Annotated in this window: 25 protein-coding genes and 1 pseudogene; 13 read left to right on the top strand and 13 right to left on the bottom strand. The window is 68.8% G+C overall.

The genetic code is table 11. The features are described from left to right. Positions 1 to 195 precede the first annotated feature (195 nt). Together P1N55_RS13040 and P1N55_RS13035 are read left to right on the top strand one after the other, a co-directional pair. Entirely contained in the window at positions 196 to 660 is a 465-nt protein-coding gene (locus P1N55_RS13040) for an NUDIX hydrolase (RefSeq protein ID WP_276275983.1), read from the top strand. Between the two features lie 171 nt (positions 661 to 831). Next, the gene (locus tag P1N55_RS13035) at positions 832 to 1,251 is read left to right on the top strand and encodes a hypothetical protein (RefSeq protein WP_276275982.1); all 420 of its coding nucleotides are present in this window, start codon (positions 832 to 834) and stop codon (positions 1,249 to 1,251) included. A gap of 1 nt (position 1,252) precedes the next feature. Here the strand turns inward: P1N55_RS13035 and P1N55_RS13030 are convergent, their stop codons facing one another. Next, a complete protein-coding gene (locus P1N55_RS13030; protein ID WP_276275981.1) occupies positions 1,253 to 2,356 on the bottom strand; it encodes a tRNA (guanine(26)-N(2))-dimethyltransferase in 1,104 nt (367 codons plus the stop codon). Between the two features lie 159 nt (positions 2,357 to 2,515). On the opposite strand from P1N55_RS13030, the gene P1N55_RS13025 reads away from it, so the two are divergent. Beyond that, positions 2,516 to 3,070 carry a diadenylate cyclase gene (locus P1N55_RS13025; protein ID WP_276275980.1) on the top strand — a complete coding sequence of 185 codons (555 nt, stop codon included), beginning with the start codon at positions 2,516 to 2,518 and terminating at the stop codon, positions 3,068 to 3,070. Between the two features lie 48 nt (positions 3,071 to 3,118). Here the strand turns inward: P1N55_RS13025 and P1N55_RS13020 are convergent, their stop codons facing one another. Both P1N55_RS13020 and P1N55_RS13015 read right to left on the bottom strand, forming a co-directional pair. Beyond that, positions 3,119 to 4,792, bottom strand: coding sequence for a histidine kinase N-terminal 7TM domain-containing protein (locus P1N55_RS13020; RefSeq protein WP_276275979.1), 1,674 nt, complete (start codon positions 4,790 to 4,792; stop codon positions 3,119 to 3,121). A 192-nt stretch (positions 4,793 to 4,984) separates the two neighbouring features. Beyond that, positions 4,985 to 5,242: a BlaI/MecI/CopY family transcriptional regulator gene (locus tag P1N55_RS13015; protein ID WP_276275978.1), complete on the bottom strand. Its 258-nt coding sequence runs from the start codon at positions 5,240 to 5,242 to the stop codon at positions 4,985 to 4,987. Positions 5,243 to 5,608: 366 nt separating this feature from the next. Here P1N55_RS13015 and P1N55_RS13010 point away from each other — a divergent pair, with 366 nt between their 5' ends. Next, a complete protein-coding gene (locus P1N55_RS13010) occupies positions 5,609 to 5,956 on the top strand; it encodes a hypothetical protein (protein WP_276275977.1) in 348 nt (115 codons plus the stop codon). A gap of 225 nt (positions 5,957 to 6,181) precedes the next feature. Here the strand turns inward: P1N55_RS13010 and hisH are convergent, their stop codons facing one another. From hisH to P1N55_RS12985, 5 genes and pseudogenes are all read right to left on the bottom strand, one after another. After that, the gene (hisH, locus tag P1N55_RS13005) at positions 6,182 to 6,829 is read right to left on the bottom strand and encodes an imidazole glycerol phosphate synthase subunit HisH (protein WP_276275976.1); all 648 of its coding nucleotides are present in this window, start codon (positions 6,827 to 6,829) and stop codon (positions 6,182 to 6,184) included. Positions 6,830 to 7,086: 257 nt separating this feature from the next. After that, entirely contained in the window at positions 7,087 to 7,674 is a 588-nt protein-coding gene (locus P1N55_RS13000; RefSeq protein WP_276275975.1) for a uracil-DNA glycosylase, read from the bottom strand. A 53-nt stretch (positions 7,675 to 7,727) separates the two neighbouring features. Continuing rightward, a complete protein-coding gene (locus P1N55_RS12995) occupies positions 7,728 to 8,279 on the bottom strand; it encodes an endonuclease dU (protein WP_276275974.1) in 552 nt (183 codons plus the stop codon). After that, the gene (locus P1N55_RS12990; protein ID WP_276275973.1) at positions 8,276 to 8,461 is read right to left on the bottom strand and encodes a DUF5786 family protein; all 186 of its coding nucleotides are present in this window, start codon (positions 8,459 to 8,461) and stop codon (positions 8,276 to 8,278) included. The genes P1N55_RS12995 and P1N55_RS12990 overlap by 4 nt, the downstream gene beginning before the upstream one ends. 100 nt (positions 8,462 to 8,561) lie before the next feature. Continuing rightward, positions 8,562 to 9,280: pseudogene (locus P1N55_RS12985) on the bottom strand (ThuA domain-containing protein). Between the two features lie 78 nt (positions 9,281 to 9,358). Here P1N55_RS12985 and P1N55_RS12980 point away from each other — a divergent pair. Next, positions 9,359 to 9,970, top strand: a complete 612-nt coding sequence (locus tag P1N55_RS12980; protein ID WP_276275972.1) for an MBL fold metallo-hydrolase — start codon at positions 9,359 to 9,361, stop codon at positions 9,968 to 9,970. A gap of 51 nt (positions 9,971 to 10,021) precedes the next feature. Here P1N55_RS12980 and P1N55_RS12975 read toward each other — a convergent pair whose 3' ends face one another. Further along, positions 10,022 to 10,171 (bottom strand): 50S ribosomal protein L40e, encoded by a 150-nt coding sequence (locus P1N55_RS12975; RefSeq protein WP_276275971.1) that lies wholly within the window; start codon positions 10,169 to 10,171, stop codon positions 10,022 to 10,024. Between the two features lie 316 nt (positions 10,172 to 10,487). Here P1N55_RS12975 and P1N55_RS12970 point away from each other — a divergent pair, with 316 nt between their 5' ends. Further along, positions 10,488 to 11,558, top strand: coding sequence for an enolase-like domain-containing protein (locus P1N55_RS12970; protein WP_276275970.1), 1,071 nt, complete (start codon positions 10,488 to 10,490; stop codon positions 11,556 to 11,558). 153 nt (positions 11,559 to 11,711) lie between these two features. Here P1N55_RS12970 and P1N55_RS12965 read toward each other — a convergent pair whose 3' ends face one another. Continuing rightward, positions 11,712 to 12,230: a DUF367 family protein gene (locus P1N55_RS12965; RefSeq protein WP_276275969.1), complete on the bottom strand. Its 519-nt coding sequence runs from the start codon at positions 12,228 to 12,230 to the stop codon at positions 11,712 to 11,714. A gap of 95 nt (positions 12,231 to 12,325) precedes the next feature. Between P1N55_RS12965 and P1N55_RS12960 the strand changes: the two genes are divergently transcribed. The 4 genes from P1N55_RS12960 (at position 12,326) to P1N55_RS12945 (ending at position 14,537) form a co-directional block, all read left to right on the top strand. Continuing rightward, entirely contained in the window at positions 12,326 to 13,267 is a 942-nt protein-coding gene (locus P1N55_RS12960; protein WP_276275968.1) for a redoxin domain-containing protein, read from the top strand. Further along, positions 13,228 to 13,527: a hypothetical protein gene (locus P1N55_RS12955; RefSeq protein WP_276275967.1), complete on the top strand. Its 300-nt coding sequence runs from the start codon at positions 13,228 to 13,230 to the stop codon at positions 13,525 to 13,527. Before P1N55_RS12960 ends, P1N55_RS12955 begins: the two co-directional genes overlap by 40 nt. A gap of 13 nt (positions 13,528 to 13,540) precedes the next feature. Then, positions 13,541 to 13,876 (top strand): nuclear transport factor 2 family protein, encoded by a 336-nt coding sequence (locus P1N55_RS12950; protein WP_276275966.1) that lies wholly within the window; start codon positions 13,541 to 13,543, stop codon positions 13,874 to 13,876. Between the two features lie 178 nt (positions 13,877 to 14,054). After that, the gene (locus P1N55_RS12945; RefSeq protein ID WP_276275965.1) at positions 14,055 to 14,537 is read left to right on the top strand and encodes an NUDIX hydrolase; all 483 of its coding nucleotides are present in this window, start codon (positions 14,055 to 14,057) and stop codon (positions 14,535 to 14,537) included. 2 nt (positions 14,538 to 14,539) lie between these two features. Here P1N55_RS12945 and serS read toward each other — a convergent pair whose 3' ends face one another. Then, positions 14,540 to 15,922, bottom strand: a complete 1,383-nt coding sequence (gene serS, locus P1N55_RS12940; protein WP_276275964.1) for a serine--tRNA ligase — start codon at positions 15,920 to 15,922, stop codon at positions 14,540 to 14,542. Between the two features lie 168 nt (positions 15,923 to 16,090). On the opposite strand from serS, the gene P1N55_RS12935 reads away from it, so the two are divergent. Then, on the top strand, positions 16,091 to 16,999 hold the full coding sequence (locus P1N55_RS12935) for an MBL fold metallo-hydrolase (protein ID WP_276275963.1): 909 nt from the start codon (positions 16,091 to 16,093) through the stop codon (positions 16,997 to 16,999). Here P1N55_RS12935 and cgi121 read toward each other — a convergent pair whose 3' ends face one another. Together cgi121 and P1N55_RS12925 are read right to left on the bottom strand one after the other, a co-directional pair. Beyond that, positions 17,000 to 17,497 (bottom strand): KEOPS complex subunit Cgi121, encoded by a 498-nt coding sequence (gene cgi121, locus P1N55_RS12930; RefSeq protein ID WP_276275962.1) that lies wholly within the window; start codon positions 17,495 to 17,497, stop codon positions 17,000 to 17,002. It abuts the gene before it with no gap. Continuing rightward, positions 17,497 to 19,896, bottom strand: coding sequence for an ATP-dependent DNA helicase (locus tag P1N55_RS12925; protein ID WP_276275961.1), 2,400 nt, complete (start codon positions 19,894 to 19,896; stop codon positions 17,497 to 17,499). The genes cgi121 and P1N55_RS12925 overlap by 1 nt, the downstream gene beginning before the upstream one ends. A 408-nt stretch (positions 19,897 to 20,304) precedes the next feature. Between P1N55_RS12925 and P1N55_RS12920 the strand changes: the two genes are divergently transcribed. After that, complete coding sequence (locus tag P1N55_RS12920) at positions 20,305 to 20,547, top strand: ferredoxin (RefSeq protein WP_276275960.1); 243 nt, start codon at positions 20,305 to 20,307, stop codon at positions 20,545 to 20,547. 46 nt (positions 20,548 to 20,593) lie between these two features. Continuing rightward, on the top strand, positions 20,594 to 22,060 hold the full coding sequence (locus P1N55_RS12915) for an MATE family efflux transporter (RefSeq protein WP_276275959.1): 1,467 nt from the start codon (positions 20,594 to 20,596) through the stop codon (positions 22,058 to 22,060). Positions 22,061 to 22,072: the final 12 nt, after the last annotated feature.

The following is a 22,072-nucleotide window of genomic DNA, read 5'->3' as shown; positions in this document are numbered from 1 at the left end:
GCGCTCGGAGCCGTCGCGGTGGTCCTGCTCCCGCGGGCCCCGAGTCCGGACGTCCGATGAACGGGTCCGGGTGCGACCGTTCGAGAGCGTGTATTCGACTACCAAAACCCGTCAACAGACCATGTTCGAACACTTAATATTCTATTAGGAGACTATTTGACCAGTATTATACGTCACGATGCACGATTGTCTGGTATGTCAGTACAGGACGTCGAACACGTCACCAAGGCCTGTGCCTACATCACCAGGAACGGGTCGGAGTTGCTGGTGTTCGAGGGACCGGGCCACGACGGGTTGCAGATCCCGAAAGGCACCGTCGAACCGGGCGAGTCGCCCCGCGAGGCGGTGTTCAGGGAGATCGCCGAGGAGAGCGGGCTGGCGACAATCGAGGCGCCGCGACACCTCGTCACCGACGTCTGGACCAGACGGGAGTCCCCGCCCAAGCGGTACGTGCGCAACTTCTACCACGCGCCGGTCCACGAGTCCCGGGACACCTGGACCCACGTCGTCACCGGGACCGGCGCGGAGCGAGGCGCGACCTTCGAGTTCTCGTGGGTCGACCTCCCGGCGACCGGCCCCTTCGCACTCGACCTGGACGATTACCTGCACGCCCTGCCCGGCGTCGAGACGGGGCCGGTCGCGAACGTCGCGGCCGACTAACCGCTCGTCGTTCCGCGTCGCGACCGATTAGTCCCGCGTCGTCTCGCGCCGCGACCGACGAGTCCCTCCCCGTCCCACGTCGCGGCCGGTCACGCGGGACGATACGCCGCCAGACGTCCACATCCGGGGTCGCACACAGGGTTTATGCACGGTCCCGCCAACCTCGGGGATATGGAGACGGAAGCGGCCATCCGCGAGGGGTCGATACAGGTGACGGTGCTGTTGCTGGTCGCCGCCGGCATCCTGCTGGCGCTGGGCGTCGCCGGTGTCGGGGCGTCGCTCCTGCTGGTCGGCGGGCTGGTCGTTCTGGCCGTCGGGCTCTTCGTGGCCCGGCCCGCGGAGCCCCCGGTGGGGCGGGTCGCCGGCGTCAACGTCGGCCACCTGCTGCAGTCGCTGTGGCTCGCCGTCGTCGTCGCGGCCCTCCCGCTCGTGGTCGAGCCGTCGGCCACGCCGGCCGAGGTGCAGGCGCTGGGTGGCCTGCTCGGCCTCGCGGGGATGGCGAACTACTTCCTCCGGCCGCTGTACCTGTTCGCCTACGACCTCGTCGAGACGCTCCGCGGCGGGACGCGCAAACGGGCGAACGGGCGCTGAGTCACTCGGCGGTCGCGTCGCGGATCTCGACGACGTCGGCGTCGGTCTTGAACGTCGTCCCGCCGTAGTGGGTCCGGGAGGCGTCGAAGCCGGCGTCGCGCAGTTTCTCGATGAATGTGTCCATCGCCGCCGCGCCGCGGCCCCACCGCTTACAGAGGCGATGCTGGTCGTAGTGGGTCGGGGTGTCGAGTTCGGCCGCGAGCGTCGCGAGCAGGTCGGCGGCCTCGTCGGCGGTCCCCATGTCCTCGCTCAGGTGCTCGCTGACCGCCTCGGCGAACGCGGGCTCGCAGGTCCGGGCCAGCCAGATGGGACCCGCCGTCTGGAGGTGCTCGCCGCAGTTCGGACACTCGTCGGGTGCGTCGGCGATGAGGCCAAACTCGTGGTCGCGCCAGAGGCAGCGCTGGCAGTGATAGATGTAGCCCAGGTCGTCGATGCAGTCGTTGGCGACGCGCGCACCGTGGTCGAACTCGAGGTACGTGCGGGCGTAGTGTTTCGTCGCGTGGCTCAGGACGGGACGGGCAGCGATGTCGTAGCGCGCGGCGGTCCGGACCATCGCCGACAGGAGGACGCGCATCCCCATCTCGGCGTGGAACTCGGTGTTGCGCGGGACCGCGCCGTAGGAACGGACGCCGCTCTCGAAGTGCGCCCCACACAGCGGCGCGGTGTCGGTGGCGGTGACACAGAGCAGGCGTTTCGTGCCCTGGACGGCGGCGTCAGCGAAGGGGATGGGTGTTCCGAAGGGGTCGACATCGACCACGTCGAAGGCCTCTGAGTGCATGAGGACGTTGGCGTTCTCGCGCGTGACGGCGGCGGCGAGGTCGTTGCGCTCCAGGTTGCGCTCACAGAGCGCCGTCGCCGCGTCGTCGATGTCACAGAGCGTCGTCTCCCAGCCGTCGGCGGCCGCCCGGACGCCGCGGATGCCGCTCGCGGCAGTGGCGTCCAGATACGATTCGGCCCCGTCGTCTCGCTCCCGGTAGGCTCGAAGAGCCGCGACCGTCAGGTCCCGGTTCAGTTCCTGGACTGGGTTGAAGAAGACGTCGGCGCCCTTGCCCGCGTCGGGCTGTTCGGGCACCTCGACCGTGACCTGTCCCTCGCTGACGCGCATACCTGCATCTGCAGACACGCGGCGTTAAGTCGTTCGACCGGCGCCGGGCGAGTAGCCGGGCCGCTCGACGAACGTACTCACGTTCGGACCCGTGCTGTCACCGGGACCGTATCTTCAAGCGGCCTCGCGTCGTAGTAAGCACAGATCCGAGCCGAATTCATGTCAGACCGGACCCCACTTCGAGCGAAGTACGCGACGAGTCGCGAACTCATGGACGTCATCAGATACGCCGCCGAGACGCTGAGCGTCGAGTTCGACCGGTGGGACGAGCGCCACGTGACCGGCCCGAGCCTCTACGTGTTGATCGTCGCGGACATCGACTTCGGGAACTACACCGACCCGCTGGGGATGAACACGTGGCCGGTCGAGGAGTGCGAGGTCGTCCAGCGAGAGTCCGAGGCGTTCCTCGAGGTCGCACGCGACGTGGCGTTCAGCCGCGACGGGGCCATCGTCGTCGCCGGCGACGGGACGATACAGGAGCAGATGGTCCGGGTCCGGAACCTCAGTGACTCCGAGCGCGAGCGTGCCGGCGAAGTCAGCCCTGCCGACTGGATGGGGACCAAACACCTGAGCGCACTGGAGGCCTCGACCCGAAAGCAGGTGCTGTGGGCCATCACGCTGAGCGAGGAGAACGGGCGGGTCACGACGTTTCTGAACGGGCAGTATCAGGATTACGAACACGACAAACTCGGCGGGCGGTGGCGGATCGACTGATACCGGACGTCGATCGGCGAATTCCCGACCTGGCAGCCACAGTCCGGGCTACCGCTCGCCGGCGGTCCGGTCCCGTGGCAACCGGACCGTCGCCGTCGTCCCGTCGCTCGTGTCGAAAGAGAGCGTCCCTCCCAGGGCGGTGGTCGCCCAGCGGACCAGCCACAGGCCGATGCCGCTGCCGTGGTCCAGGTCGGTCTCGCGGCCACGGTCGAGTACCGCGAGTTCGTGGTCCGGCACCCCCGGCCCGTCGTCGCTGACAGTGAGGACGACGTCGTCGCTGTCGGCCGTCGCGGCGACAGCCACCGTCGGGTCGTCGACGTGTGCCAGGGCGTTCTCGACGAGGTTCTCGACCACCACCTCCAGCAGGTCCGGCTGGGTCGTCAGCGAGAGCGTCTCGGGCACCGACACCGTGACCTCGCCCACATACTCGTCGGTCAGTCCATCGACAGCGGCGGTGACCGACCGGCGGAGGTCGACCGACATCGGCGCCGCGTCGTCGGCCCCCACCTCCGAGAGGGTCCGTGCCTTCGTGCCTGACTCGACGAGGCGGTCCACGGCGGCCTCGATGGTCTCGGCGTGGGCGGCGTGGTCGCCGGTCAGGTCCTCGGCGAGCAACGCCGCCCGCGCCTGGATGACCACGCCCTCGTTGCGGACGTTGTGCCTGAGAAAGCGGTTGAGTACCTCCAGGCGTCGTTCGCGACGGATCTCGTCGGTGACGTCCTGGAAGACGACGGTGTAGCCCAGCTGGGTCCCGCCCTCGTCGCGCAGTTCCGTCTGCTGGATCTTGAACTCGCGTGGCGACCCGCCGTTCTCGACTGTCACCTGGTCCGGTTCGCCGTCGGCGCTGACGGCGTCACCGACGAGCAGGTCACCGAGCGGCCGGGTCAGCACCGCCTGCTTGTCCATCGCGAGCATCCCCTCGGCGGCGGGGTTGAGGTTGACCACCCGCCCGTCGACGTCGACGATGGCCACCGGCGTCGCGATGTCGTCGATGGCCGCCCGCTCGCCCGCCCGGCGGGTCGCCGGGTGGAACTCGAACATGTCGCTGCGGACGAACGCGTAGGTGTCCAGCGCGATGTGTGGCAGGAAAAACAGCGTCGTCAGGTTCGCCACCGGACCGACGCCGCCCGCCCACGCCAGCAGCGCGAAGCCCGGCGGGATCGGACTCAGGCCGACGGCGACGGCCTCGCGCCGGTAGAGCGGCCCGTAACTGACGACGGTGTCGAAGACGAGCAGCGTCCCGAAACTGACGAACAGCATCGCCACGAGGACGGCGACCTGTCCGAGCGGGAGGATCGTGTACTCGGCGGCCGCGCCACCGAGCGACTCAACGACGCGAAAGCCCTCCCAGACCAGGCCGTGCAGCGAATTCGTCACGATCAGCGCCGACGTCGCCAGCGGGAGCGCCATCCCGGCCCGGAAGCCCCACCCTTCGAGCAGGCCCGTCCGGCCCGTATAGCCCAGCGCGAACGCCAGGAAGAAAACGCCGATCCAGGTCAGACAGAGCCAGACGACCGTCTCCACGGCCAGGCGAATCGCCGGGTCGAACACCAGCGCGCCGATGCCGGCCGCGACACACCACACCGTGATGGTCGCGATGGTCGCGACGAACCAGTCCGCGCCGGGCTTGCCGCGGTGGTCGCGCAACTGGGCGAGCAGGTAGAGCGAACCCACCCCCGACCCGAACGAACCGAGTGCGAACCAGGGGACGCCGGCGGCCATGATGGTTCGTTAGCGCCCACTGTGTTTACGCTTCCGGCGCTGCGGACTCGTAGAATATCGGTACCCGAACCCGTCGAAACCCTCGGATGTCGACAGGGCTGGCGTGCTGAATAGTGCGGATGCGCAGCGACCCGGTCCCGTTCACTGGGCACATCGAGTTGCTTCATCTCCCGTTCGAGTGCCCACGACCGGTCAGGCTTCGATGCTATCTTTGCTGGCAGACAGCTCGCGTTTCCGCTCGTAACTGATGTCGTATCTGACCATGGACCCGGATCGTTCGGTGGAGAGGACGCCCTCCTCACAGAGCTTTTTCAACAAGGGTTCGAGCGTCGAGTACGTGATTCGAACCTCCCACTGCTGAGCCAGTGCCCGGCGAATGAATCGTTTGTTCACAGGTCCTTCAGCTGAGAGGTAATCGACGATGTCTGCTTCAATCTGGTACTGTGGCATCTACCTCCCACTGGCTTCCGCGGGATAATAAACGTACTCTGATACGAATTCGAGTAAATGGTTAGATGAGGACGTAGAGCGGCTGATAATCGGATTAAAGAATATTATGACTCCATAGACAATTAGTGAGATCCTGTCAATATATCCCACATACAGGCACCGAAACTCACCCTGTACTGTTCGCCTCCGAGATTGTGGATGTGACCAGCCCGGAACGCTCCCGGTCTCACGTCGTTTGAGGACCGACCGCCGGGCGCGAGTCAGAGGTGAGAGCGTGGGTTTCTGGCGCGTTGCCGACTATCTCGCTAGCCGACCCGCCGAATCAGGAGCCGACGCTGTTTTGTCGGGGGTGTCCGTAGCCGACGTGTGACCGGGGTCGACGAGTGGACGGCACTGCTCGCCGAGGCGGGGGAACTCACCCCCGAGGCAGTGTCACGTCTCGTCGATACCCACGGCGACCGGGGCCAGCGCGCCATCGAGGCCGTCGGCGAAGGACGGGTGAAAGGCTACCGTGACTTCACCGTCGTCGTCGGCCACGACGACGAGTACATCGTCGAGGACGGCGGCTGCCAGTGTGCCGACAGCGAGTACAACTTAGACGCCGACGACCCCGACCAGCTGTGCTGGCACGCCATCGCCGTCTACGTCGCCGAGGCCATCGACGCCGTCGACGAGCACGACATGTGGTACTCTGACGTCAGAGATTTCCTATAGTACCTTTTTGCTTCGGGGGGTGTCCTCGCTCGCTGCGCTCGCTGCGGGCACCCTCACTCGCAAAAATCTACGCTAAAGGCCGGAATCGCCGTCGGCGATTCCGGTGAAACGCCTCGCTACGCTGGGCGTATGCGACTCGCTCGGGCCTGCCCTTCTCTGCCGGCGCGCGACAGAGCGCGCGCCTGGCCACCGCATCGCCACCGCCACCGCATCGCTACGGCACTGCTACTGGTCGACGCAGTAGTCCACGAAGTTCCGGAGGATACGGAGGCCCGTCTCGCCCGACTTCTCGGGGTGGAACTGGGTGCCGAAGACGTTGCCAGCCTCGTTGGCGACGATGGAGGCGAAGTCGACGCCGTAGTCGGTGGTGGCGACGACCGCGTCCTCGTCGTCGGGGACGGCGTAGTACGAGTGGACGAAGTAGGCGTACTCCCCGTCGACGCCCTCGACGAGCGGGTGGTCGCGCTGGACGTCGAGTTCGTTCCAGCCCATGTGCGGGACCGTCTGGTCGCGCGAGAAGCGGACGTTCTTCCCGGGGACGAGATCGAGGCCCTCGGCATCGCCCTGGCCGGCGTGGTCGGCCTCCTCGCTCGTGGTCAGGAGCATCTGCATCCCGAGACAGATGCCGAAGAGCGGCGTGCCCGCCTCGGCCTGTTCGACCAGCGTCTCGCGGAACGGGCCGGCGTTCTCCATCCCCTCGGAGAAGGCCCCGACGCCGGGGAGGACGATGCCGTCGGCCCGCGCGAACTCCGCCGGATCCTCGGAGAGCGTCACCTCGGCACCGGCACGCTCCAGCCCGCGCGTGACGCTCCGGAGGTTCCCGAGTCCGTAGTCGACGACGACCACCTCCGCGGCCGTCTGTCTGGCGTTCATGCGAGGGGATACGAAAACGGAGGCTAAGTGGCTTCCCCTTCGGACAGATTTCGCGAGGAGTGGCGGTGCGGTTGGCCGGGAGTCGCCTCCGTGCGACGACCCGGGGAAGGGCAGGCCTGCAGTGAGCGTACCGCGCCGGAGGCGCGGTTTCACGGGAGCGAGCGAAGCGAGGTCCCGCCTTTTTCTCCAGGTTTTTGCAAGGAGCCCTCCCGCAGCGCCGCGAGGCGGCGCGAGGAAGGACGACGCAGCAAAGTGGTCTAGTAGTGGTCGAGCCGCCGCTGCCCGCTCTCGTCGTCGGTGAAGTCCGCCGCTTTCGCGAGCGCGGCGGCGAAGGTGTCCTTCTGACCGGGGTCGTACAGCGTCGCCGCCGGGTGGACACAGACGAGGACGCGTCGCGGCGACCCGGCGATGGCGACGTCGTGGACCGTGCCCGCCTCGCCGGTCACCGCCACGTCCCGGCCAAGCAAATGCTGGGCGGGGACCTTCCCCAGCGTGATGACGACCTCGGGGTCGACGCGGTCGATTTCGGTCTCCAGGTACTCGCGGCAGTTCGCGAGTTCCTGCGTTTTCGGGTCGCGGTTGTCCGGCGGGCGACAGCGCACGCAGTTGGTGATGCGCACGTCGCCGCGGTCCAGGCCCACGTCCCGCAGCGTCTCGTCGAGGACGTCGCCGCTGCGGCCGACGAACGGTTCGCCCTGTTCGTCCTCGTTCGCGCCGGGTGCCTCCCCGACGAACAGGAGGTCCGCGTCCGCGGGGCCGACGCCGTTGACGATCTGTGAGCGCGACTCGCAGAGTTCGTCACAGCGCGTACAGTCGACGACGTCGAGGCCGTCCATCTGGGTCATACCGGCCGTTGGCGGGCCGTGGTATCAAACGCGGCGGTCCCGGCGAACGCCAGTCACTCGGCGTCAACGAGTCCCCGCGCGGCCAGTCGCGCGACTCGAAGGGGCTCGGGCCGGCCGCCCTCGGGCGTGAACGCGCGGACGACGTCGGCGGCTTCGTCGTCGGGGAGGCCGACCGCCCGGACGTACACCGTCTCGTCGTTGACCGTGACGGGGTGGCGCTCGGGCTGGGCGCGGTAGGTCGAGAGACGGTCGGCGACGGTCTCGGGGTCGTCGAAGGCCTCCTCGATGGCCGACTCGAGGCCTGGCGAGTCTTCGAAGGTGACCGAGAGAACCGGCAGGTCGGTTTCCTCGTGGATGCGACGGAGGTCGAGGACGTTGAACCACGCCGGGGCGATGCCCGACAGCAGGAGGTAGCGGACGTCCTCGCGGTCCAGTCGGTCGACCATCGAACAGACGGCTGTGGTCGCGTCACTCCCGCCGACGGTGCAGGTGTCGAAGACGAACCCGTCGACGACGCGGCTGGCACGTACGACGACGCCCGCGAGGTGGCTGGTCGTGTCCCGGTAGGACTCCGCGATACCGAGCGCACGGACCCCCGCTTTCACGTGTTGCGGTCTTCTTTGATGTCCTTCAGGCGGTCGAGAAGTTCGTCGTTCGATGCGGTGAACTCGTACTCGACGTCACCCTCGTGGGTGTTCTCCGCGGCGTCGAGTCCGTCCTCGTCGTCGAAGTCGGTGTCGTACTCCTGGTTTTCCTGTTCCGACTCGTCGTAGCTCCCAAACCCCATGATACGTGTGAGTCTATGTCGTTGACGCCCAAAAAGGAATCGCCCGAATATCACGATTGATTCGGAGGGATTGCGCGCCGTCGCTCGGCGGCAAGCCCCTTCAGCGAGATTCCGGAGCGTCGACGTTGCGATTGCCGGCGTAGGCGTCGGCTCCCTCGGTCGGGGTCGCCCACCGGACGGCGTTGTCGAGCACCCGCTGGACGTCGTCGCGGTGGTAGATGGGATAGGTCTCGTGGCCGGGTCGGAAGTAGAAGATCCGCCCGCGGCCCCGCCGGAAGCAACACCCGCTGCGGAACACCTCGCCGCCCTCGAACCAGGAGGTAAAGACCAGCCGGTCAGGTTCGGGATGCCGAAGGGTTCGCCGTAGGTCTCGACCTCGTCGAAGACCAGCGCGTCGCTCAGGCCGTCGGCGATCGGGTGGCCGGGGTCGACGACCCACAGCCGCTCGCGCTCGTCGGCCTCGCGCCAGGTGAGGTCACAGGGCGTCCCCAGGAGCCGTTTGAACGGCTTCGAGGCGTGGGCCGAGTGGAGCACGATGAGGCCCATCCCGTCGTGGACGCGCTCGGCGACCCGCTCGACCACCTCGTCGTCGACCTCGTGGTGGGCGGCGTGGCCCCACCAGACCAGGACGTCGGTGTCCTCGAGGACGGCTTCGGTGAGCCCGTGCTCGGGTTCTTCGAGGGTGGCCGTCCGGGTGTCGTGACCCCGACCGGCCAGCGCGTCGGCGATAGTCGTGTGGATGCCGTCGGGGTACACCTCGGCGACGGCATCGTCTTCCTGCTCGTGGACGAACTCGTTCCAGACGGTGACGGAGACCATGGTCGAGGTGCGAGGGGGGTCAGCCTAAATCTGGCGCCGGGGGATACACTGAAACGGTCGCCCGCCCACGCACCCGACATGGAAGTCCACAACGTCACCGCCGACGCCGAGACGTTCACGTGCAACGCCTACCTCGCGCTTGGCGAACAGACCGTGCTCGTCGACGCGGGCGCGATGGAAGGCGTCGTCGACGTAATTGGCGAACACACCGACGCGCTCGACGCCGTCGTTTTGACCCACCAGCACGGCGACCACGTCCAGCAGCTCGACGCCGTCCTCGACGCCTTCGACGCCGACCTGTACGCCTACAGGCCGCACCCGCGCCGGACCCACGAACTCGCGGACGGCGATACGGTCACGGTCGGCGACGAGGACTGCGAGGTGGTCTACACGCCCGGCCACGCCGACGACCACGTCTCGCTGGTCTCCGAGCGGTCGCTGTTCTCGGGCGACGTGGTCGTCCACGACGACGGCGCGTTCGAAGGGGGGTCGTTCGGCCGCACCGACCGCCCCGGCCAGTCACGCGAGCGACTCATCGAGAGCATCCGCGAGCTGCTCGAGACGATGCCCGAGGGAGTCGAGCACATGTACGCCGGCCACGGCGGCGTCTTCCACGGCGACGTCCGCGCCATCGTCGAGCGGGCGCTCGAACGGGCCGAGCGACGCGAGCCGAAGTACCCCGACGAGTGACCGGCGCCGCCGCTGGTCGGTCGGCGAGACGGCAGAACCCGAACGGCGCGGTTACGCGTTGCGAACTTCCTTGGCCTTCGGGCGGAGCTTGCCGTAGCCGCACTTGCGGCACTGCTCGGCGCGCTGGGGGTTGCGGGCGTTACAGCGCATGCAGATCTGTTTGTTCAGGAGTCGGTCTGACGCAGCCTCGAAACTAGCCATGCCTGCGGGTTGCCCGTGCGTGCGTTTAAGTTTTGAGTTTCCGCTCGCCAAAGGTCCTGTTTCGTTACGAGATTGTGGGGTTGACAACCAGAAAGCCCCCGCCCGCTCCGGTCGAGGGGCTCGCTGCGGTCCTCGGCCGCAGGCCTGCGGTCCTTACGTCGCCCGTCTTCCCGGAGCGGGCGGCCCCTTTCAGTCCCGCCCGTGGCCGGGTGGTCAGCCGGCCGGGGCTTTCTGGCTATTCACAGTCATATTCGCGTAACCACGTACGACTCGCCGCACCCGCGGTGTTTTCAGGGTGCGAGTTCTCGGGGGAGACATGTACGACCGTGTGGCCGACCTGCCCCTGACCGTCGAGGCCTGTCGCGTCGACGTCCAGGAGCGGGCGACCTCCAGTGGCTTCGACCGGGCCTCGACCACCATCTCCCTCTCGGGTGCGGGCGAGACGGGCCGTGGTGAGGACGTCACCTACACGAACGAGGCCCACTTCGCGCTGGCGGGGCACGCCGACGACATCGACCTGGCCGGCGAGTACACCGTCGCGTCGTTCTCCGACCACCTCGACGAGGTAGCCCTGTGGCCCGACCCGCCCGAAGAGGACCGCTTTCGCCACTACCGGCGGTGGGGCTTCGAGAGCGCGGCCCTGGATCTGGCGCTGCAGCAGGCTGACACCTCCCTGGGGGCGGCGCTGGGCCGGACCTACGACCCCGTGACCTTCGTCGCCTCCACGCGCCTCTCGGACCCCGAGAGCGACGACCCGCCGTCCGCCGACCGCCTCGCGACGCTGCAGTCCATCCACGCGGACGTGGCGTTCAAGCTCGACCCGACGCCCGACTGGGACGACATCCTCATCGCGGAACTGGCCGAGTACGACGTCCGCGTCGTCGACATGAAGGGGCTCTACGAGGACGAGCGGGTGGCCAGCGACCCGGACCCGGTGTTCTACCGGCGGGTCGTCGACGGCTTCCCGTCGGCGCTCGTCGAGGACCCGAACCTGACGGCGGACATCCGCCCCATCTTCGAGGGCCACGAGGACCGGGTGACGTGGGACGTCCCGATAACGGGCGTCGAGAGCATCGAGGACCTGCCGTTCGAACCCGAGTGGCTGAACATGAAGCCCTCGCGCTGTGGGACCGTCGAGTCGGTGTTAGAGACCATCGCCTACTGTGAGCGCGAGGGGATCGACCTCTACGGCGGCGGCCAGTTCGAGCTCGACGTGGGCCGCGACCACATCCAGGCGCTGGCGTCGCTGTGCTATCCAGACTCGCCAAACGACGTCGCGCCCGGGGGCTACAACGATCCGGACCCCGCGCCGGACCTGCCGGGGAGTCCGCTCGCCCCACCGGCCGACCCGCGGGGCATCGGCGTCGGCTTCGGTGGCCCTGAGTAGTGAAGGCACATCTACAAGAACTCGCGAGTGGTAACAAACACCATGCGGTGTCAGAACTGCGGCGAGTTCATCGAAGACGCCTTCGAGGCGTACGCCCGGGAGGCCTGTCCGAACTGTGACGCGCCGCTCAACGAGAAAATCCCGATGCGCTGATCACTCCTCCGCGAGGTAGTCGTCCTGGACCGCGACGACGGCCGTCGAGTCCGCACAGTCCGCGTAGCGCCGCAGCGGTTCCTCGTTCAGCTCGAGGAAAGTGTGGCCCCAGGAGAACTTCGAGAGGATGTCCTCGGCCTGCCCGCGTTCCCCGAGGATACAGAGCGCGCCGGCGAAGGCCTCGACGGTGTTCAGCTGGAAGGGCGTCCCGTAGTTGACCGGGTTGGCCGCGACCAGGAAGGGCAGCGAGCGGTGGACCCCCTGGAGGTCGAAGGCCTCGCGCTCGGCGGTCTCCCAGGAGCAGTCCAGCGCGACCAGTCGGTCGTGTCGAGCGCCGTCGCCGGGGTCGGCGCGGTCGGCCGGCGACAGCGCCCGGTCCGCGAAGGGATTGAGGACGACACCCGGGGGCGTCGACCGCGTCGCGCGGTGCAACTGTGCCAGATCGAACCGGGCCAGTTTTCGGGCGCTGCACTTCTTCGGGTCGTCGTCGCCCTCGTAGCGGACGTGAAAGCTCCACACCCGGGCTAGCACACCGGCGGGCAAAAGCGCCTCGGCACGGTCCAGCGGGGGGACCTGACACCCACGCTTAAGTACCACGCCGGCAACAGTCCGGTGTGCTCGAAGAGGGGGCCAGGGCGCCGCGGTTCGAACTGCCAGCGCTGGTAGACGGGTCGTTCAGCCAGGTGGCACTCGAGGAGTACCTCGGCGAGGACGTGGTGGTCCTGGCGTTCATCCCCGGCGTCTTCAACCCGGCCTGTGACGACCAGTCCAGCGGCCTCGAGGAGCTTGACCTGTTCACCGTACAGAAGGACGTCACCGTCCTGGGCATCAGCCCCGACTCGGTCTACAGCCACCGGGCCTTCGCCGACGCCTACGACCTGACGATGCCGTTGCTCGCCGACACCGACCGGGAGGTGGCCCGCCAGTACGGCCTCGACGTCGTCGACGACCTGGGGCAACATCTCCTCGAGCGTGCCGTCGTCGTCGTCGACCACGACGGGGTCGTCGCGTACACGTGGTCGACGAGCGATCCGAGTCGCCGCCCGGACCTCGCGGGCGTGAAAGACGCCATCGGCGAGACGGGCGGCGACGACGTCGCCTTCGCCCGCTACCGGGTCGGCCACGCCCACTACACCGAGGGGCGGCGCGCGTTCACCGCCGCGATGGGGTCGTTCAACGAGTCCGAGTGGCTGCTCGCCCAGGGCGACTTCCAGCAGGCCCGCGACGAGTTCGCGGCCGCCGAGGACCACTTCGATACGGCGGCCCGGTTCGTCGACGACCCGGACCTCGGGACCCTCTACGACGGCGTCAGGACCAAGTCAGACGCGCTGTACCAGGCCGCTGACTGGCTCGCGCAGGCGGCAAACCAGTACTCCAGTGGCAACGGCATGGCCGGGCGGACGCTCCGCGAGGACGCGGAACGCCGCCTCGAGTCGGCCCGCGACTACCACGATCCCCCGGACCCCGACCAGTGGCCGCCGGACGGCACGGACCCAAAGCGGGGTCGACGGAAGACGTGCTCCCGGACGCCGAGGACGGCGCGCCGGCGACCCTGAACGTCGACATCGACGCCGAGGTCGATGGGGCGACGGCGTCCGCGGACGAACGCGGCGAGACGGACAGCGGCGCAGCCGACGAGGCGAACGACGAGGGGGCCGAGCGGCGGGCGGGCGCCCAGACGGACGCCGACACCATCGACGACGAGGAACTGGCGGCGATACACGCGGAAGTGGAAGCCAGCGAACCGACCGAGGACGGCGACGCGAACGACGACCGGTCGCGGGACCGGCCCGACACCGAGCGGGGCGATCCGTGACTCGGAGGCCGCGATGACGCCGGTCGACCGCGCCCGGGCGTACTACCGGGCGATAGACGCCGACGACTACGGGGCGCTCGCGGACCTGCTGACTCCCGAGTTCGTCCACGACCGCCCCGATCGGACCATCGAGAGCCGGGACCGGTTCGTCCGGTTCATGCGCGACGAGCGCCCACAGACCGACACGACCCACCCGCTCGACGGCGTCTACGTCCCGGCCGAGGACGGGACCGACGTCGTGGTCCGGGGCCGGCTCGTCGGTGCCGACGGCGAGACACTCGTGTGCTTCGTCGACGTCTTCGCGTTCGACGGCGACCGCATCGCCCGCATCGAGACCTACACCGCGTGACGACCAGCGCGGTAGGCACCGTCTGCCGAAGAGTAATATACCCCCGCGAGAGACTCGAGGGTACGATGCCACGCCGAGCGGGCACCGGTGCCCGAGGTGGCGGTTTCGACGCCGCACCGAAGGCCGACACTACCGATTTAGGCGGCATCTATTTATTCGGGACGGGGGCCTCGTTGGAGTGCATGACGAACCCGTCGACCACCCTCCGAGACGGCGAGACAGCGCGCGAGTCCGGACAGTACCGGTACCGGACCGGCGCGAAGGCGCTGGTGACGTCCGCGGCCAAAGTCCTGCTGGTCCGGGAACGCCACGCGGACGGCCAGCCGTTCTGGACGCTCCCCGGCGGCGGCGTCCACTCCCACGAGGCCCCGAGGACGGACTGGTCCGGGAACTCCGCGAGGAGTTACACTGCCGGGCCCACGTCGGGACCCCGCGCGCCCAGTTCTGTTACGTCCACGAGAGCCTGGCGTCGACGGTGTCGCTGTACACCGTCTTCGACTGCGCGCTGCTGTCGGACCCGACGCCCGCCCGAGGTGAGGGTATCGACGACGTCGGGTGGTTCGGGCCGGGGACGCTGCCGGCCACGACGCTCCCCCAGGTCAAACACATCTGTCGGCGGGTCGCCGACCTCCCGGCCCACCGGGCCGTCGCGGACGACTGAGGCTACTCCTTCTCGCCCGCGCCGACGGCGCTCTCGCCGACCGGTTCCTGGCCCTCGATACGCTCCTGCCCGTTCATGTACGGCCGGAGCGCCTCGGGGACGGTGACGGTGCCGTCCTCGTTCTGGTAGTACTCCAGAATCGCCACGAGCACCCGCGGGACCGCCAGCCCGGAGCCGTTGAGCGTGTGGAGGTATTTCGCGGACTCGTGGCGCTCGGGCCGGTAGCGCAGGCCGGCCCGCCGGGCCTGGAAGTCCTCGAAGTTCGAGACCGACGAGACCTCAAGCCAGCGGCCGCCCCGCTCCGGGCCCTCGGCCATGTCGTCGCCAGGTGCCCACACCTCGATGTCGTACTTCTTGGCCTGGGTGAAGCCCATGTCGCCGGTGCACATGTCCAGCACGCGGTAGGGCAGCTCCAGGCGGTCGAGCACCGCGGCGGCCTCCGCAAGCAGCGCCTCGAGGCGGTCGTAACTGTCCTCGGGGCGCACGAAGTTGACGAGTTCGACCTTGTGGAACTGGTGGACGCGGACGTAGCCCCGCGTCTCGGTGCCGTGTTCACCAGCCTCGCGCCGGAAGTTCGGCGAGAACGCCTGGTGTTTGATCGGCAGGTCGTCGTCCAGCATGATCTCGTCGCGGTACATGTTGGTGACCGGCACCTCCGCGGTCGGCAACAGCCACAGGTCGTCGTCGTCGTAGTCGTCGTCCTGGCGGGCGCCAACGCGGTAGGCGTCCTCGTCGAACTTGGGGAGTTGGCCGGTCCCCTCCATCGACGCGGAGTTGACGGGGATCGGCGGCAGGACGTCGGTGTAGCCCTGCTCGCGGTGGACGTCGAGCATGAACTGGACGAGCGCGTGTTCCAGCAGCGCGCCCTCGCCCTTGACGAACTGGTAGCCGCCACCAGTGACCTTCGCGCCGCGCTCGAAGTCCAGGATGTCCAGGTCCTCGCCGAGATCGTAGTGGGGAATCACCTCGTCGGGCAACTCGCGCAGGTCCTCGAAGCCCTCGCGGTAGCGTTCGACGTTGTCGCTCTCGTCCTCGCCGGTGGGGACCGACTCGTGTGGGATGTTCGGGAGCTCCAGTAAGGCCTGCTCCAGCTCGGCCTCCAGTTTGTCGGCCCGGTCCTCGAGGTCCTGGAGGTCGGCCTTGAGCTCCTGGGAGCGCTCGATGGCCTCCTGGGCGGCCGCCTCGTCGCCCGCCTGTTTGAGCTGGCCGATCTTCTTGGAGACCTCGTTGCGCTCCTGGCGCAACCCGTCGCCTCTGGTCTTCAGCTCGCGCCACTCCTCGTCGACCGCCAGAATCTCGTCGAGGTCGACGCCGGTCACGCCCTTGCGCTCGATGGCGTCCCGGACCGTCTCGGGGTGCTCCCGGACGAACTGTCTCGATAACATGGGCGTCGGTTCTCGATGGCGGAAATTAGGCGTGTCGGTCCTGGTGTGCGTGGTAGAGCGCGGTGTCGTCCAGCGTCGAGGGCGTCGCGGCGAACGGCCAGAGACACAGAAGTGTCGAGCCGAGCGGGTAGCACAACGGTTTTGCGCCCACCGGACCCGACCCGTAGTATGGCAATCGGCGACGTCTACGAGGCGACGGTCGGCGACTGTACCGACATCTACTACGTGGATACGGGGATGTACGACGTCCCCGAGTACGGGTCGGTGTACGTGCTTGACACCGAGCGGCCCGCGCTTGTCGACACCGGCATCGGGACGAACTACGAGCGCGTCCTCGAGACGATGGCCGAAGTGGGTATCGCGCCCGAAGAACTGGAAGTCATCGCCGTCACGCACGTCCACCTGGACCACGCGGGCGGTGCGGGCTTCCTCGCCGAGGCGTGCCCGAACGCGACGGTGTACGTCCACGAGATCGGCGCGCGCCACCTCGTCGACCCGAGCCTGCTCTGGGAGGGAACAAAGGGGGCGGTCGGCGACCAGTTCGAGTTCTACACCGAGCCAGAGCCGGTGCCCGAGGACCGCATCGTCGAGCTCACCGACGGCGACACCGTCTCCCTCGGCGACCGGGACCTCGAGGCGCGCCACGCGCCGGGGCACGCCCCGCACCAGGTCGTCTTCCACGACGCGGCTATCGACGCCGTGTTCACCGGCGACGCCGCCGGCATCTACACGCCCTCGTCCGACGAGCTCCACGTCACGAGCCCCCCAGTCAACTTCGACCTGGACCAGGCGCTCGCGGATATCGAGCTGATCCGGGACCTCGACCCCGAGACGCTGCTGTACGCCCACTTCGGGCCGGCACCGACCGCCGACCGGCTCGAGACGTACGCGGACGTCCTGACCGAGTGGGTCGCGGCTATCGAGGAGAAACGCGCGAAACTGGGCGACGACGACGCCGTCATCGACCATTTCGTCGACCCGGTCGAGACGCCGGCGGTCTGGGGCGAACGGAAGGCGAAGGCCGAGACGGCGATGAACGTCCGGGGCGTGCTGGTGGCGCTGGACCGCGAGGAGTAGCTATTTCTCGACGGGCAGCATCGCCACCCGCTCGCGGACGGCGTCGGCCAGCGTCCCCTCGGTCGCTGCGAGTTCGGTGTCGGTCACGTCGAAAAAGTCGCGAACGAGCGTCTCATCGTAGTCGCCGAGCGTCTCGGCCGGGGAGAGCATGGCGCGGAGGGCGGACGCAGCGGCCGTCTCGTCGGTCGCGTCGTCGCCCACCACGACCGCCACCACCGGGCACCTGCCTTCGCTGACGCCCATCCGGAGCGCGCGGTCGATCTGCCGGCGACCCGCCGCATAGAGCAGGATCTCCACGCCGAAGTCGTCGGCGATGGTATCGTCGCGCTCGCGGGCACGCTCGGCGAGCTCGACCGCCCGGTCGAGGTGGGCCCGGTCGACTACGTAACGGGCGTCGAACGCCTGCACCGTCACGTCGTGGCGGTCGCCGACGTCGGTCAGCGCAGCGACGAACTCGCCCACGTCGTCGATCTCGCCGACGCCCTCGACCACCTCCATCAGAAATCACCCAGGCTCGACTGGTCCTCGGCGGTCTCGTCGGCGTCGTCGGGGTCGTCGGCCCGCCCGGTGTCGACCACGGTCACGTCGGGGTCGGGTTCGACGTCCTCCATCGACGGGTCGCGGTGGCCGGCGTTCTCGAGGACGTTCTCGGCGGTCTGTCGCCGCCCACGGAGCGCCGCCAGCACGACCGGTTTCTCCGCGTCGCGGAGCGTCGCGCGGTCGTGGATGCCGGCCTCGAAGAGCCGGCGAGCGCGCTTTCGGCCGACCCCGCGGACGCCCGCCAGGTCGACCAGTTCCTCGCGGACGCCGTGCTCGACGCGGATGCGGGCCTCGCTGATGGCGCGGGCGGCGTCCAGGTCGACCTCGCTCGCGAGCGATTCGGCGGCCCCGAGGAGCCACTGGGCGGTCTCGACTTTCCCGCGGATGTCCCCCGGGCCGATCCCGTAGCGCTCGGTGATCGTCTCCTCGTCGACCTCGCTCGCCCAGTCCTCGAGCAGGCGAGCGGTCTTCAGCGCCGCGAGCCAGTCCTCGAAGCGCTCGTCCTCGAACTCCGAGGGCGTCGGCCCCAGCAGTTCGTCCTCGCGCTCGTACAGCTCCATCTCGTACTCCTCGCGGTCGCCCGACCGGAGGTAGAGTTCGTACATGTCCGGCGTACGCGAGACCAGATGGTAGAGGCCGAGCGCCGATATCTCGCCGGGGTCGGCGTCCGCCGACTCGGCCTGCTCCGCTGCGAGTTCGCTGGCGGTCGTGAACCCGCTCTCGGGGTCCGCCGGCTCGCTGCTCGTCGCCCCCGCCGATCGCTTCCAGTCGCGCAGGCCGTCGATGATCTCGGCGGCGCTCATCGGGTCGAGGTACAGCGAGGAGACGGTGTGGCCAAGCGACGTCGCATCCAGTTCGTCGGCTTCGATTTCGAGGAATCCGTTCCGTTCGAGATAGGTCAGCACGTCGTCGGTCACCCGTTCGAGGCGGCCGCTCTCGTCGGTCTGGCTGGCGTAGAGCGTCTCCTCGAGGAACTCAAGCAGGCCCTGGCGGGAGCGGGCGAACCCGGAGGCGACGGTCGCGAGGATGTGGGTCCGCAGGGCGGGTTCGGCGGCGAGTTTCGACCGGACGGGTTCGGGGTCGGCCCAGACGTAACGCTCGAACAGCTCGTCGAGTTCGTCGTGGCTGTTGGCGATGAGCACGGCCTCGCCGTAGGGGTCCAGGCCCGGTCGGCCGGCACGGCCCATCATCTGGTGGACTTCGAGCACCGACAGCGGTTGCATCCCGCCGGCGGTGCCGTCGTAGCGCCGCCAGTCACGGACGACGACGCGGCGTGAGGGCGTGTTGACGCCCGCGGCCAGCGTCGGCGTCGCACAGACCACCTTCACGAGGCGGTCGCGGAACGCCTTCTCGACCAGTTTGCGGTGCCCGCGGGCGAGGCCTGCGTGGTGGAAGGCTGCGCCCTGCGCGACTGCGTCGGCGAGGTCGTCGCTGGTCTCGGTGTCGCTCACGTCGCGGATCTCGTCAGCCACCTCGGCGAGTTGCGCCTGCTCCTCGGCCGAGAGGTGCGGGCTGACCGTACTGCCGAGGCGGCCCGCGGCGGCCTCGGCGTTGCGCCGGGAGTTGACGAACACGAGCGTCGACCCGCCGGCCTCGACCAGATCGCCGTCCTCGTCGTACTCGTCCTGTAGCGTGTCGCGGACGATAGCCGCGGTGGGCTTCTCGTTGTTCTGCACCGCGAGGCGTCGCTGGCTGCCGTCCTCCAGGTGGAGCGCCTGCCCGTAGTGGACACCCTTCTGGAGGTCGATGGGGCGCCAGTCCGAGTCGACTAGTTCGGCGTCGAGCCACTCGGCCAGTTCGCCGGCGTTGCCGATGGTCGCCGACAGCGCCACGGTCTGTAAGTCGGGGTTCAGCCGGCGGAGTTTCGCGAGGGTGACCTCGAGCGTCGGCCCGCGGTTGCCGTCGTCGACGAGGTGGACCTCGTCGCTGACGACGCAGGTGAGGTCCTCGATCCACGGCGCGTCGTTTCGCACGAGGGAATCGACCTTCTCGCTGGTGGCGACGACGATGTCCTTGTCGCCCAGCCACCCGCCGTCGGACTCGTAGTTGCCCGTCGAGACGCCCACGTCCAGCCCGTACTGCTCGAACTGCTCGAACTCGGCCTGCTTCTCGCTGGCCAGCGCCCGGAGCGGGACGATGTACAGCGCCGTCCCGCCGCGAGCGACCGACGAGAGCATCGCCAGTTCGGCGACCAGGGTCTTCCCGCTGGCCGTCGGGATGGCGGCGACGATGTTCTCGCCCTCGGTGACACCCGCCTCGACGGCCTCGGCCTGTGGTGGGTACAGCTCCTCGATCCCGTCCGCACGAAGGTGCTCGGGCAACCAGTCGGGCACACCCGGCAGGTCCGCGACGTCCATTACCACCCGCTAGGGCCGTCCTGCGATTTAAACTGTCGCACTCCGGAGTGGAAGTGATTAATCACGTGGCCTCAGATGTGAACAGCCGGAAAGTCCCCGCACTCACGACTCGGGGGGCTCGCTGCGCACCTCTCTCCGGGTTGCGGTGCTTACGTCGGCCGCCGTGTCGACGAACCCCGACGACGTAAGCACTGGAGCGAGCGAACGCAGTGAGCGAGAGAAGCGCGTCGTTCGAAAGGCCGGAGGTCTTTCGTGATCACGAAAATCGGAGATGTTCGGACGACAGCGAGTCGCGGGAGTCGGCACGGCGGGGGCGTTCTGATTCTCCAAGTCCACGACGGCAGAGCGTATCGCGGTCACAGAGCAGCTGAGGGGAACGCCTTTGGCCGTCACCGCCCAACGCCCGCCATGCGCATCGAGTACGACTGGGACACCTGCATCGGGATGTTCCAGTGTGTCGCCGAGTGGGACGCCTTCGAGAAGGACGAGGACGCCGGGAAGGCGGTGCTGACCGACAGCGAGGAGCGAGCGGAAGGCGTCTTCGTCCGCGAGGTGCCCGAGGGGGCCGAACTGGACGCGAAGTTCGCCGCGCGGGCCTGCCCGGTCGACGCCATCGCCGTCTACGACGACGACGGCGAGCAGGTCGTCTGAGCGGGGAGCGAAACCGACACCACGCTGGGGCCCACAGGGGGAGTCGATGGTCCGGCGTTCGCTGCGGCGGCTGGTTCGCGGGGTGCCAGCACTGCTGTCCAGCGCGGGCCTGGTCGACCGGCAGAAGGCCACCGAGGCGACGGACCTCGCGGCGCCGGTGATGGTCACCGGCGGCCTCCGCATCCTCCTGCGACTGGCGGACTTCCTGATGGTCGGGGTCGCGCTGGGCGACGCGGCCATCGCCGGCCTGGAACTCGGCTTTCAGTACTACTTCGTCGGCTTCGGCCTCTCGCTGGCGGTCTCCTCGGGCACCATCAGCGTCGTCTCCCGGCTCCAGGGGGCCGGCGAGGCCACCCGGGCCGACCTCGCGGTCAAGCAGTCGCTGTGGCTGGCGCTGGCCCTCTCGGCGCCGCTGACGGTCGTCTCCTGGCTGTACCCCGAACTCCTGGTCGGCGTGCTGACCGACGACGGAGCGACCGTCGAGTTCGGGGCGACCTACCTCGCCATCGTGATGCTGTCGATGGCCCCGCGGTTCTGGAGCATGGTCGCCGCCCGGGCGCTTGCGGGCAGCGCCGACACCCGCACGCCGATGTACGTCCGCCTGCTGAGCCTGCCGACCAACGTCGCGCTCAACGCCGTGCTCATCTTCGGGCTGGGCCCGTTCCCCAGGCTGGGCATCGCCGGCGCGGCGTGGGGGACCGCCATCGCGAACACGCTCGCGGCGGCCATCTTCTTCGCGCTGCTCGCCTCGGGGCGCTACGCCGTCCGCCTGCCGCTGGGCGGGCCGCAGTTCGACGCCGGCCTCCTGCGGGAGATCGTCCGCGTCGCGCTGCCGCTGACGGGGATGCGCCTGCTCCAGACGTTCGCGCGCTTCCCGTTCCTGTTCGTGCTGGGCGTGCTGGGGACGCCGACGCTCGCGGCCTACGCCATCGGCCGGCGGGTGATGTTGCTGGCGCTGATGCCCGCGTGGGGCTACGCGACGGCCGCCTCGACGCTGGTCGGGCAGCACCTCGGGTCGGGCGACCCCGAGGCGGCGACGGACTACGGCTGGCAGACGCTCCGGGTCGCGCTGGCGGTCCAGCTCGCCGTCGGCGCCGTGCTCGTCGTGCTGGCCCGCCCCATCGTCGGCCTGTTCGGCACCGCCTACCCCGAGCTCGCCGCGCAGTTCGTCCGCGTGTTCGGCCTGCTGGTGGCGGGCTTCTCGGTCTCGCGGACGATGCGCGGGAGCCTCCGGGGCGCCGGCGACACCCGCTGGCCGCTCTACGGGACGATTCTGGGGTCCTACGGCTACCGCCTCCCGGTCGCGGCGCTGGCGCTTCCGACGTCGTTCGTCGTGACCCTCCCGGTGGTCGGCGTCTCGGTGTCGCCCGGCCTCGGCCTGGGCCTGCCGGCCATCTTCGCGGCGCTCGTGGGCGATTTCTACCTGAAGGCCGCGGTCAACACCGGCCGCTTCTGGACGGGCAAGTGGCGCGACGTGGCCCACCGCGCCGGCGTCGGCGCGAGCGGCGACTGACGGGGGTGGCAA

This window comes from Haloarcula regularis (genome assembly GCF_029338315.1).
Lineage (GTDB): Archaea > Halobacteriota > Halobacteria > Halobacteriales > Haloarculaceae > Haloarcula > Haloarcula regularis.
Note: the sequence above shows the minus strand (reverse complement) of the source record. Positions and strands in the feature narration are given on the sequence as shown.